10 protein-coding genes are annotated in these 11,646 nt (G+C 46.2%); 4 read left to right on the top strand and 6 right to left on the bottom strand.

Features of this window, described 5'->3' with window-relative positions; translation table 11 throughout:
- Positions 1-230: 230 nt before the first annotated feature.
- Positions 231-485, bottom strand: coding sequence for a hypothetical protein (locus N39L_RS13615; protein ID WP_014274804.1), 255 nt, complete (start codon positions 483-485; stop codon positions 231-233).
- 38 nt (positions 486-523) lie between these two features.
- On the opposite strand from N39L_RS13615, the gene N39L_RS13610 reads away from it, so the two are divergent.
- Together N39L_RS13610 and N39L_RS13605 are read left to right on the top strand one after the other, a co-directional pair.
- Positions 524-1,486 (top strand): hypothetical protein, encoded by a 963-nt coding sequence (locus N39L_RS13610; RefSeq protein ID WP_014274401.1) that lies wholly within the window; start codon positions 524-526, stop codon positions 1,484-1,486.
- A 205-nt stretch (positions 1,487-1,691) separates the two neighbouring features.
- A complete protein-coding gene (locus N39L_RS13605) occupies positions 1,692-2,273 on the top strand; it encodes a tyrosine-type recombinase/integrase (protein ID WP_014275483.1) in 582 nt (193 codons plus the stop codon).
- Between the two features lie 283 nt (positions 2,274-2,556).
- Here N39L_RS13605 and N39L_RS13600 read toward each other — a convergent pair whose 3' ends face one another.
- From N39L_RS13600 to N39L_RS13590, 3 genes are all read right to left on the bottom strand, one after another.
- Positions 2,557-3,048 (bottom strand): winged helix-turn-helix domain-containing protein, encoded by a 492-nt coding sequence (locus N39L_RS13600; RefSeq protein WP_231852175.1) that lies wholly within the window; start codon positions 3,046-3,048, stop codon positions 2,557-2,559.
- Between the two features lie 53 nt (positions 3,049-3,101).
- On the bottom strand, positions 3,102-3,530 hold the full coding sequence (locus N39L_RS13595) for a hypothetical protein (RefSeq protein WP_014274397.1): 429 nt from the start codon (positions 3,528-3,530) through the stop codon (positions 3,102-3,104).
- Positions 3,531-3,606: 76 nt separating this feature from the next.
- Entirely contained in the window at positions 3,607-3,963 is a 357-nt protein-coding gene (locus N39L_RS13590; protein ID WP_014274396.1) for a hypothetical protein, read from the bottom strand.
- A 250-nt stretch (positions 3,964-4,213) separates the two neighbouring features.
- On the opposite strand from N39L_RS13590, the gene N39L_RS13585 reads away from it, so the two are divergent.
- Complete coding sequence (locus tag N39L_RS13585) at positions 4,214-4,435, top strand: hypothetical protein (protein WP_148261853.1); 222 nt, start codon at positions 4,214-4,216, stop codon at positions 4,433-4,435.
- A 274-nt stretch (positions 4,436-4,709) separates the two neighbouring features.
- Positions 4,710-5,753: an IS110 family transposase gene (locus N39L_RS13580; protein WP_014275480.1), complete on the top strand. Its 1,044-nt coding sequence runs from the start codon at positions 4,710-4,712 to the stop codon at positions 5,751-5,753.
- Here the strand turns inward: N39L_RS13580 and iscB are convergent.
- The gene (iscB, locus tag N39L_RS13575) at positions 5,707-6,996 is read right to left on the bottom strand and encodes an RNA-guided endonuclease IscB (protein ID WP_014275479.1); all 1,290 of its coding nucleotides are present in this window, start codon (positions 6,994-6,996) and stop codon (positions 5,707-5,709) included. The genes N39L_RS13580 and iscB overlap by 47 nt on opposite strands.
- A 525-nt stretch (positions 6,997-7,521) precedes the next feature.
- A complete protein-coding gene (locus tag N39L_RS13570) occupies positions 7,522-11,613 on the bottom strand; it encodes a DNA-directed RNA polymerase subunit beta' (protein ID WP_014275478.1) in 4,092 nt (1,363 codons plus the stop codon).
- Between the last annotated feature and the right edge of the window lie 33 nt (positions 11,614-11,646).

The following is an 11,646-nucleotide window of genomic DNA, read 5'->3' as shown; positions in this document are numbered from 1 at the left end:
GGTTGAAGTCATACCATTAGTGTAGTCAATGATTACGGGATAGTCTGTTAAAGTGATGGTGCATATTAATGGATAAGTTCCATTTCCCCTAACGTTAGGTCGGATAGAAAAATCACAATGTTGTTTGGCGGGTTCGGGGTTTAGCTCGAAACTAAATTCTGCTATGTGTTGATGTACAACTAAATGCAGTAAAGCACTAGCTAAATTGGTTTGGTTAAAGGGGTAACTGCCTATACCGGGTTCAAAGGCATCAACAACGGCTCTTGGACTTTAATCGCGCCACCTTCTATATAAGTTTCTAGCTCGTCAATATCCAGGTTGACAACAGAATCCTCTTCATTGAGAGTTAAATCCATAACGTCTTTTCCTGTGAAGTTAATCGTCAGGTTTTTTTGCCTTTGTAGCAATCGCCGCCCCATAGCTAAGGTTAAGGCTTCTAATGTGGTTTCGGAAAAATCAGGATAGACTCCCGGAGTGATGTTCATGTGAGACAATAGAAGTGGTTATTTTTATTCTACGATAAATGCCGATTCGATTGGCAATGCGTCCTACCGGTGGCGGGGGCGGCGGCGCTTATTATCGCCATATTAAGTCAGGTTATTTTCAACTCACCGCAGGGGAAGAGATTGAAATAGTCCCCGCCACGCCATTATTAGTCCGTCGGGAAATCACCATCCAAGCCGACAATCCTTTTTCTATTCGGTGGGTAGGGTCTGATTTATCCTTACCTGTTTTTGAAAATGGCTTCTACTCCGATGGGAGTGATGGGGGGATTGGTGTTTTAGCAAGCAGCCCCACAACTCAGATTCTCTCTATCTGGGTGCGCCAAGATACGGAAATTGACTACAACATAGGAAGCGAAATCGAGGACGATATGCCTATCCCAGATTTATCAATTAGACCGTTTATTTCCTTAGATTCCAATATAAACAAACTTCCATCGTTTATAAGTTCTGATTCTCAAGTTAATTATGATGACGTAGATACTTATAATAGGTTCTGGGGAACGTGGACTACAACAGAGGGAGCAGTTAGAGCCTGGCAATTTGATGCTTTTTTGCCCGGTAAACAATATGTTTTTAATATTACCCATAATCTTTATGCCTACATTGGGAATGACGGAATTTCTACGTCTGTTATCAAGGAAGGAACTAATATCGAGATTTTACTATGTCCTCGTGAAACCATGTGGATGGCAATATCTCAAGTTGCATTGTTTTCTAATGTTTTGAGTTCACATATTGACATAGATAATCTTGAAAAATGGATAACAAATCGATGCTCTGTTATTACAGTTCCTGACACAGGGGGAGCTTTTAATCTGACTCCTACTCTGTCTCGCTATATTTTGCTGTTTAAAGCTGAAGGTTCTTTTTTAGCTCCCGGATTAGGACTTTGCCGTTGCATTTACACGCCCAACAGCACAGACCCAAAACAAGGGGGAGAATTTGAGATAACGCAGTTTTTACCATGGGAGGATTGGTAAATTCACAAAAATAGGGGAGAGTATTACCGGTTAGTAAACAAATATAGAGAAGGCTGATCCGATCGCTCGCCGCCAAACTTTCCCCCAAGTCGGCGCGAAAACTAATATTCTCCCCGCCCGAACCCTACAATAGTCATATAGGTAAGCCGATCGCTTTACCTCGTCGGCTAGGCAACTGGGGGAAATTCCCTACAGACACGAATTCATGAAAAAAAACCGCATTGGTAAAGCATCAATCATTCCTGATGCGATCGCCGACAAGATAATCAAACGCTGTAAATATCCCTGGCAGCAAACTTTACTTGCCATCTTGATGTACACCGGTGAACGAGTAGGAGCGGTGAGGTTACTACGAGTCCCTGATGTTTATGTTTCCCCAGCTTCCCACATTGTCCTGCCAGAAATAACTTTTCGGTCAGAAACTAGGAAGCGATCGGGCGGGAAAGATGGGGGAGTCCGCCAAGTTCCCATCTCCCAAAAACTTAGAGAGATTCTTGGAACCTACCGCATCGGTGGCGGCGATTTTCTATTTCCCAGCCCATCTGATATATCCAAGCCCGTGACAGTTCAAGCGTTCGACTCTTTTCACCGGAAAGCGATCGCTCAACTGGGTTTACAGAATGAAGGCTATTCGCTTCACAGTTACCGCCGCACTTTTATAACTAAACTTTACAACAAGGGAATTAGTACCCGGACAATAATGGAGATTACCGGTCATAAATCAATGTCGTCATTGCAGCGTTACATTGATGCTGACCCCGACAAGGTAAGAGACGCAATTAATTAAATCTAGGGCAGTCGATAACTTGAGGTTGCCTGACATCAGAGGAAAGTGGGTGCTACTAGCCAAACACAGATCGAGAAGTAACTGCCCTAGATTCCGCCAATTTTAGCACTAAACCGGGCTGCTTGGTATTTTGTCTAAAACATCAAAGACTCTTACACACAGCCAACGGCGCTAACCAGTGTACAGTAGCAAATAGCGCTGTTTAGGGTTAAAAAATGCTCATTGATTTTTCTGTGAAATCATAAAATTTTTCGGGGGAGTAAAGTCTCCCCCTGTGGAAAATTTAGGAGTTGCTATCTGGGGATTTCCAACCACCCGATTTAAGTGCGGGAAGTTTTTCTAGGATAGTTTCGAGAGATAAGCCGGACTCGATCCACTGTTCTATTTGGTCGGCGATCGCTTTAGCTTTTTCCGATAAATGGGGGCCGGCAAGGTAGCAAACCTGCTTTTTCCCCCTATATAGGTAAGCATATTTATTCCCGTTGGTGTCTTGGGCGGTTGACTTAGCTTTCCAGCGAACAGTTAGGCGATCGCTCTGAGAAGTGTTCACCGGGGATAAATTTTCGTCACCCAGGGTGACGGCTATCCATCCCAAATACTTAACCTTACCTTTCTCGCGTAACCTTTCCAGAGACTTGACTACACGAGACACCGGGATATCAGTGGATTGAGCGAGTTGTTTGTGGTCTTGATTGGGACAGTCCCTAAGATGTTTCAAGACATCCATATCATCCCAAGCCGGATCGAATGGTTCTACACTTTCAGAATCCGTCACCCTGGGTGACGATATTATGACGGAAAGCTGCCCCGGTGACTTAGATTTTTCCCTCATCGGCCTGACCCCCTGTTATCATCTTCCCCAGATCTCACTCGACTATTTATAGCCAAAATGTTGCCGTAGGATTGCTTGGCTATATCACGAGCCAACCGGAGCTTATGGGCACAAGGAAGGTCGCTAAAATTTAGGGCGATCGCCACATCAAGATAACGGGCGACTTGGCGGAAAGCTGCATAATTCCTCCCGATAAGTTCTCGTAGTTCCAGCACTTCGGACTGAAGTTCCAGCACTTTGGACTCAAGTTCCAGCACTTCTGAAGGAACGCTTGGGATTGTGTCGGTCGGGTTATGAGCGATCGCGCGTAACGGCGCGTTTAAATTTTTAACTTTTGCGTCACCCAGGGTGACGGAATCGGTGACTTTATTAGCGATCGCCTTTTCACCGGTGACAGTTTGAAGGTTAGAAAAGTGTTGTGCCATAGTCCATTTGTTTCTTGAGGGTTTAGCAGCGTGCCAAAATAGAAAGCACCCTTCGTGGACACGAAGGGCGCTTAATTTATTTAGAAACCTGTTGGAGAATCTCCTGTCGGATGTTCTCCATTTGTTTTTTCATTTGAGATTGATAGTCTCGGTTGGCTTGCAGTCTTTGCTCTAATCGAGCCTCATGGCTTTTGACATACTCATGGAAACCAGCAAACAACTCCTCCAACAGGTCTAGAATTTTCCCGCCTGTTCCGGGGACACTTTCCCCGCTTGACTGGAAATTATCCCCCTGGCAATCTGTTCCACCAATTCGGACCGATTCAGATTTAGCTCCAGAGCCATCTGATCCAGTAGCCCGACGGCTGTTTCCGTTAACGTCATCGAGACTGACTTCTTGTTTTCCCCGTACAGCGTGCTGCGGGTCTTCCATTATTCGAGCGCGATAGGTAAAAAGCCGGATGTTGAGAGCGGGGAAGCTGGTAGATTGATGCGATCGCCTTGGGGTTGGTCAGGCGATCGCAAAAGCACACCCTATATATAGGTAAAAAGCCTATGGTCAAACCAAAAGCCGAGGCCGCCAATTCGCCTAGCGGGTTTCACCGCTTGGACAAAAAACATCAGCGGATTTTCCTGGTCACTTGTTTGGCGAGGATGAAAATTCTCTTTGCGCGTGGGTCGATTTGACACGAGAGGCAGTCTCTTTCTCGAACTGTTTAATTAAAGCCAAAATGGAAATTGATAACACCATTACTCACCTAAGAGTTATCGATTTTATCTCTAATGATGAACGATTCCAAGATGTGCATAATTATGCAATGCAGCTTGAAATGTATCACAATCAAATTTCTACAGACTTGGAAAATACACTATCAGCTTTAGAAGATCTAGATTTCACCGCCTGATGAGTCCTAGCCGGTAAAGGACGAAACTTTCCCCTCACACCTGGGGGGAAGTCGCGGATAACCGGGTGATTCCCACCGCATTGATGACTAGCCCCCCCGAATTGAAATGGGAGGTTTCCCTCCCCAACCTGTTACTGGGGGCAGAAGTCAATAATTGCTTCTAGCCGGGTTCCAACCCCGGCTAGATTCTAGGGAGATTTGTTCCCCCAGATAGAATGGGCGAGAGCCGTAACAGCTTCGTGGGAACGATTAACCACAACACTAGAGGTTAAAAATGAATAGTTTAATTGTAGGCCTTGATGTTAGCTCATCGTGGTGCGATGCCGTGTGGCTAGAATTTATGCCAGCGGGTGCGTTGCGGGATTTTTACGAGTCTCCCGCATTTGCTGAGTGCCACCGAAAGCTAGAAGCAAATGCAAAGTCTATCCAGTTTCTTGTGTCTTTGGAGCCGTCTGTGGTGATATTAGAGCCGACCCGAACTTATAGCAGATTCTGGATTGACTGCTTACATCGGGAGGGAATCCCTGTGCTGAAAGTAGATCAGACGATGATTAAGGACACTCGGAAAAGCTATGGGGGAACGTCTAACAAGTCTGACCCCTACGATGCTTTGCTCATGGTTGCCACATACTTCCAGCATTACCAAATTGCCTACGATCGCAGGTATTGGGTAAGGGAGCGGCCGCCAGAAGTAGCGAAAATTGAACAATGCCTAAGAGATATTGGGTCATTCAACAAGCCCCGCACCCAAACGATAAACCAAGCCAAGTCTCGACTGGTCTATGAGTTTCCAGCCAAAGCAAAAGTTAGAGTTAAAAAAGAATCTGGGAAATTAGACCCGGACAAACTGCCGGCGTGGTGGGGTTGGGCTTGTGGCTGGACTTCCCAAGGTAGTTGGGAAATTCCCAAAGGGATTAAAACCAAGTTTGACAATGAATACGCGAAGGCGATCGCGGCGGGGGAAGGCACGGGGATTAGTGAAGTAACAGCGCGACTAGCCCAACAGATTTGTATGTGGCATCAGTCAGAGGCAATGGTAGAGCAAGAGCTACTAAGCTATCTGAACCTACCAGAGTTTGATTGCTACCATCGGGTGTTTGACAAGTTTGGTTTTGGCTGCCGGGAACGAGGCTGGCTACTTACTCGGTGCGTTCCGTTTGATGAGATGTTTAAATGCCTTCCCAAGTCTAAGGCTATGAGACGATTTCGACAGCTTTGTGGTTTGGGGGCTACTCAAGTGCAATCTGGGCAGTATATCTATAACCTGGTAATTACCGGAAAACTCGGGAAAATTTATACAAATAGCCATCTCTTCTAAAAACGGGTTTCAAATCTATTGGCTTGACTGAAAACTGAGTTTTGTCAGGTTTGGTTAAAACAAAACTGCCGCGACTCCGTAGAGTTATTCTACCAATTCCATGTGTCTTATGCTTGGCTATATCCCCGGTAAGCCATCCCTTAATTGGTTTTAATGGGTTATGGCGAATCGGAAGCCTCTTGTTAGGAGCCGCTTTTTGACGGCCACCACGCCCAAAACAAGTAATTAGTAGTGGCTGATGAGTTTTGATTTTCAACCGGGTCGGGGTGCTTTTTCCCACACAATCAGCGTCATCTAGCCAATGGGTTTTCGGTAGTCCTTGAACCGTCCGATTATATTTTGTTAAACCTCCAGTGCCAATTTCAATGGGTAATCCAGTTAGCTTCAGGCTGTTAAACAATGCCCATCGGGTAGAGTTGACGGCCGCCGCATTTTTCAGGGGGGCCTTGGCCTGAACTAGCAACCGCTTCAAGATTTCGGGTTTTTTTTCCAGAAACTGCTCGAGTGCCTGAGAACCTTTTTTCTGATGGCATTTATGGCAAGCAATAGCCAGATTGCTAACTCGGTCGGAACCACCCTGGCTTTTTGGCTGAATGTGTTCGATTTCTAAAGGGATATTTTGGCCACCACAGTAGGCACACTGGTGCTGCCATTTCGTCAACAGATATTCTCTCAACTCGTATCCTAACAAAACCCCTTGCTGGTATTCAACTCCAGATATTTCGGGGTTTTGCAGCTTTTGGGTGTCAAATCGTACCAATTCCATTGATATGTCCGTTATCGGGCATGAGGAAATCAGTCGATTGACCCAGGTCAAGGTGGTTTCAACTCGATGTTTGAGGCTGGGAGCCAACCATCCATCTGCGCGCTTTCTGTTATTGAATCGGGCTTGACGGTAACGAGTTTTTCGGCAACGACGGTGGCGGCGAACCACGCGATGTGCAGTTAACTTGGCTCGGATTCTATCTCCTGTATGAGTCAATTCAGCCCCCCAGATAACTGTGTCCCGACTCTGATTAACTAGGGCAATACCCGTCACTGATGCCCCTGGGTCTAACTTTAGCCGTAATGGTTCATTGACCGGGTTCTCAACAGTTTTCTTGAGGATAATTGTAAATGGATAAGTCCTAAACACTGCGGCCAAACCCTGCTTCAAAAGCTTTCTGGCTCTGGCCCGATGAGTGGGACTTAACGGTTGCCCCAGTGTGTCAACCACAAAAACGTAATTTTGGTAATTTGGCATTTAAGCTATCTCCCAGATGGGGTAATGTTGGCCTCGGTCATGTTAAAGGGGCTTTTTACGTCTAGCTCACTCGAGATTGCCAATCCACTCATCTCGTTCCTTAAAGATAGACGACAGAGCAACAGGCTGGCGTTCACCTGTGGGTGTCATAACCCCATTAACGTAGGTCTAATCCTGGACCTGCATCGATCATCTCCTTTGAGGAGTAATTTCCAGCAGGATCCGGAAATTACCCGATTTTATGCAAGAGTGCTGGAGGTTGACAAGTCTACCGAAACGCTGATATCATCAAGATATACTTTTTTATAATCGTAATTTTTGTTAAATTATTAAAATTAAAAATATTTTAATTATTTAGTAGTATACCATAACTCCCAGCAAAAAGCAACCACTCCCCCCCCCAAAAAAATTTTGCAGCATTTGTTAATTTTTCGTAACAAAACTTAAGATAACTTCCGTAACAAAAAAGTAGAGACAAGGTACGCTTTGTCTCTACTCTTGTTTATTGCCTAATTAGGCACGGTGTTAGAAATCGTCGTCATCAAGGATGTCATCAGTGATGATAGCAGACGAGAAAGGTTCTTCATCGTCATCATCGATTAAAGGGAAATTATCAGAATCATCATTGATAGCAAACTCATTATCCTCATCATCCTCACCATCTACGAGTTCATCATCAGAGAATATAGTTTGGTCACTGTAGGCACGAGCCGAGTGGTCATCAAGAATTACATCTTCGCGCAAATCATCATTATGAACATCATCTTCTTGGTAGTTGTAGGGTTCCTCATCCATAACCTGCTCTTCCGCCAAAACAGCATCTTCATAGGCATTAAAACCGCTACCTGCCGGAATTAGTCGTCCGATGATGACATTTTCCTTGAGACCTCGCAACCAGTCCGACTTACCCTCAATAGCAGCTTCAGTTAAGACCCGAGTAGTCTCTTGGAAACTAGCAGCCGAGATAAAACTGTCAGTATTGAGAGAAGCCTTAGTAATCCCCAAAAGAACAGGAGTATAGCGAGCGGGAGCGCCGCCAGTAATAAACATAGCCTCATTGACCTGTTCAACCTGACGAAGTTCCGTCAACTCTCCGGGAAGAGAAGTAGTATCACCCCCATCATCAATGCGAACCTTAGAGGTCATCTGACGGACAATCACCTCAATATGCTTGTCGGAAATATCAATACCCTGAGATTGATAAACCGATTGGACCTCGTTAACCAAGAAAATCTGACACTTTTGGAAACTCTGGAGAGCAGCTTCATAAACCAGCCCATCCTGTTCGAGATAGTAATTAAAGAACACTTCCAGAATTTCATGGGGATTAGCCGGACCATCAGTGAGAGGTTGTCCGACATCAACAGTTTGTCCATCAGAGACAATAACCGTCTGACCAGGAGTCAGGGGATACTCAGTCGCAGCGCCGCCAGACTCAATCACGCGCAACTGGACCAAATCCTCAAAAACCTCTACCTGAGCCGTACCAGGTTGTTTAGCCAAAATACAAGCCTCTTTAGGTTTACGAGCCTCCAGAAGTTCCTCAATACGAGGTAGACCCTGAATAATATCCCCAGTCTTGGGTCGCTCAAAAACCAAAAGCACCAAATTATCGCCCCGTTGAACCAAATCGCCATCACTCAAATGCAGAACCGCGCCGGAGGAAACGCGATAGGGTCGTCCGATACGGAGAACTATTGACGTTTCCGAGTCATCCTGGTTAATGGAGACAACTTGACCAGATTGGGACAATTTGACCCCTGGTGCAATTTCGGAATCTTCTACTACCAGTTCACCGACTTTCACAGTAGGAGTGACACCAGCCGGTAGTGGAATGGTAATCATATCGGTGTCACGAACAATGAGACAGCGGCGGAGAATTTCAGCACCGGAGCGAATACCGCCAACGACACCGCCATCTTTACCGAGAATTTCGGTGCGAGTGACGACTGCGCCTGGTTCAATTTCCTGACCATCATGGACCAGTAACCGAGTCCGGGTACTACCCTGGGTGGAATCAGCGATAATATCGCGCCGAATCACCAAAGACTCTAAAATCACCAATTGGAGGCGCATAATCTCAGGATTATCTTCATCGGGAATCAACTCAATATCAGCAGCCAACTGAGGTGCTTCGGTACCGATGTTAATTACCAACTGGGTACGCAACAATTCGACCCCTTCGACAGACCGAACCCGCTCTCCGTCTTTATAGGATAGACGTTGTACTGCTTGCAGGGAGATGGACTGATTTAGGGATTCCTGGGAGGGAATGGGGGGAGTTTCTGGAACATTAAATTCCACCACCGGACGCAATAGCAAGGCGGGACCTTCGGGAGTTTCCACATACTCAACATAATTAAGTTCTGTGGCTGTAACTCCTGGTATAACTTCTTCTCCGGCGTTTTTGATTTGACCATCGATCGCCATTACCATTTCCGGGTCATCCACCAGATGCAATTCCCCTGGTTTAACCACAATTTCGCGAAGGATATCGTTCTTTTGGGTAACTTCAATCACCCCTTTACTCTGACAGAAGATATCTTTAACCACCTCTGTTCCGGCTTCGACATATTGACCATCTTCAACGATTAACAGAGAGATATCCTTATTAACTTCGTGACACTCTTCAGGAATCCATAATAGAGTTCCCCCAGATGTTACCTCATAGCCTTGTTTACCTTTGGAGCGTTTAGCAACTTCCACGCCAGCGTATTTAATGATTCCGCCAGTAGTGGTGCGGTAGCTATCATCCATCAATTCGGCGATCACTTCATGATTTTCGACCTTGCTACCGGGTGTAACTTTGAGGGAGAAACGGTGATTGCTGTTAGTTTCAATCACATATTGTTCCCGTCCCAACTCTGATTGCAGACGTACCAAAGCCTGGTCTAAAAGTACAGAGGCGGTGATAATTTCAATTTCCCGTGGTAGAGGATTTTCCTCACCGGGGTCAATGGTGGTGAGAGTTCCATCCAGGGATGTTTCCATTACTGGCGACTGATGGTCATCGCCATTATCAGGGGTAATGCGGACAATGCCACCATGTTCGGTTTGTAGTTTAGTTTGAGCAAGGACGCTACCTGGTTCTACACGATCGCCATTTTTCACCGCTGGTTCCGCGCCGGGGGGTAAGTTATAAACTTCTCCAGCTAATACCCACAGCAAACCACCCCGTTGAGCGATGCGGGTCATATTTCCTTGGCGATCGAGTTTTTCTTCTGGTACCACGTCCGCAAACTTAACCTCTCCGGCTAAATCTGTGGCTACGTCCTTAGTGGCTTTTTCAGTAGTTTTACGAGCCGTTCGACCCCCCGCGATAATTTCCACCATAATTTGGTCAGCCTCAACGGTTTGTCCATCGTGAACCACCACCGTAGAGCCCTGGCTGATATTAATGCGCTTGTTTTCCTTTTTCCCTTCCACGGTGAGATAACCGTTACTTTCCGCCAGGAAGGAATCATCCCCGTGTCGGGTACGGAAAGCACGCAGACGCAGAGTTTTCGGAAATTTGACAGTACCATCAAAGGGAGCGCGGAGAACCCCAGCCGCTTCAGCGGTAAATACCCCTCCGGTGTGGAAGGTCCGCATAGTCAACTGAGTTCCCGGTTCCCCGATCGACTGAGCAGCGATAATACCGATCGCTTCTCCTAAGTCTACCATTTCCGCATGAGCCAAACTCCAGCCATAGCAGTGGCGACATACGGATCTGTTCGCCTCACAGGTTAGGGGCGATCGCACAAAAACTTTTTTCACCCCAGCATTACAGATAGCCGCCGCTAGGTCATCACAAACAACTTGATTGCGAACAGCGCGGATTTCTCCAAAGCTAATAATTTCCCCTGTCTCTGGGTGTTTTACATCCTCACCCAAGACCCGACCCATAAGGCGGTCTTTCAGGGGAATCAAAACGCGATCGCCATCCGTCATATCTGCGATCGTGATTCCCCGTTCCGTACCGCAGTCAATTTCCCGCAGAATCACATCCTGAGACACATCAACCAACCGCCTAGTCAAGTATCCCGAATCTGCCGTCCGCAGCGCCGTATCTACCAAACCTTTCCGCGCCCCGTAAGACGAGATAATATATTCTGTTACCGTCAGTCCTTCCCGGAAATTAGTTTTAATAGGCTGGTCAATAATTTCACCTTGAGGGTCTGCCATCAAACCCCGCATTCCCACCAATTGACGCACCTGGGAGATATTACCCCGCGCCCCAGAGAACGCCATCATATACACAGAGTTCAGGGGATTGGTCGATCGGAAATTCCGCACCACCTCATCCTTGAGAGCTTCCGAGGTACCGTTCCACGTATCAATTACTTTTTGAAAACGTTCTACTTCCGTGATTTCTCCCTTCGTATATCGCCTTTCTGTGCGCCGAATCTCCTCTTCTGCCCCCTCTAATAATTCCTTTTTAGACTGAGGAATTTGTAGATCATCAACACTAATTGAAACCCCAGCTTTCGTAGCATATTTAAATCCCAATTCCTTCAATTCATCCGCTACTTGGGCGGTAACGGCGCTCCCATGATTCAGAAAAGACCAGGTCATCAATTTTTTCAGTTGACCCTTATCAATAACTCGGTTGCGGAAGATTTTTTTGTTTTCAGACATAGCAGTTCACAGTCAAAGTGCAAAATTTAAAAA

It is taken from the genome of Limnospira platensis NIES-39, assembly GCF_026000695.1.
GTDB lineage: Bacteria > Cyanobacteriota > Cyanobacteriia > Cyanobacteriales > Microcoleaceae > Limnospira > Limnospira platensis.
Note: the sequence above shows the minus strand (reverse complement) of the source record. Positions and strands in the feature narration are given on the sequence as shown.

Excerpts from the sequence above, each read along its gene's own strand:
- N39L_RS13590 (WP_014274396.1), bottom strand. The coding sequence starts at position 3,963 with ATGGAAGACCCGCAGCACGCTGTACGGGGAAAACAAGAAGTCAGTCTC.
- N39L_RS13615 (WP_014274804.1), bottom strand. The coding sequence starts at position 485 with ATGAACATCACTCCGGGAGTCTATCCTGATTTTTCCGAAACCACATTA.
- iscB (WP_014275479.1), bottom strand. The coding sequence starts at position 6,996 with ATGCCAAATTACCAAAATTACGTTTTTGTGGTTGACACACTGGGGCAA.
- N39L_RS13580 (WP_014275480.1), top strand. The coding sequence starts at position 4,710 with ATGAATAGTTTAATTGTAGGCCTTGATGTTAGCTCATCGTGGTGCGAT.
- N39L_RS13605 (WP_014275483.1), top strand. The coding sequence starts at position 1,692 with ATGAAAAAAAACCGCATTGGTAAAGCATCAATCATTCCTGATGCGATC.
- N39L_RS13610 (WP_014274401.1), top strand. The coding sequence starts at position 524 with ATGCCGATTCGATTGGCAATGCGTCCTACCGGTGGCGGGGGCGGCGGC.
- N39L_RS13595 (WP_014274397.1), bottom strand. The coding sequence starts at position 3,530 with ATGGCACAACACTTTTCTAACCTTCAAACTGTCACCGGTGAAAAGGCG.
- N39L_RS13570 (WP_014275478.1), bottom strand. The coding sequence starts at position 11,613 with ATGTCTGAAAACAAAAAAATCTTCCGCAACCGAGTTATTGATAAGGGT.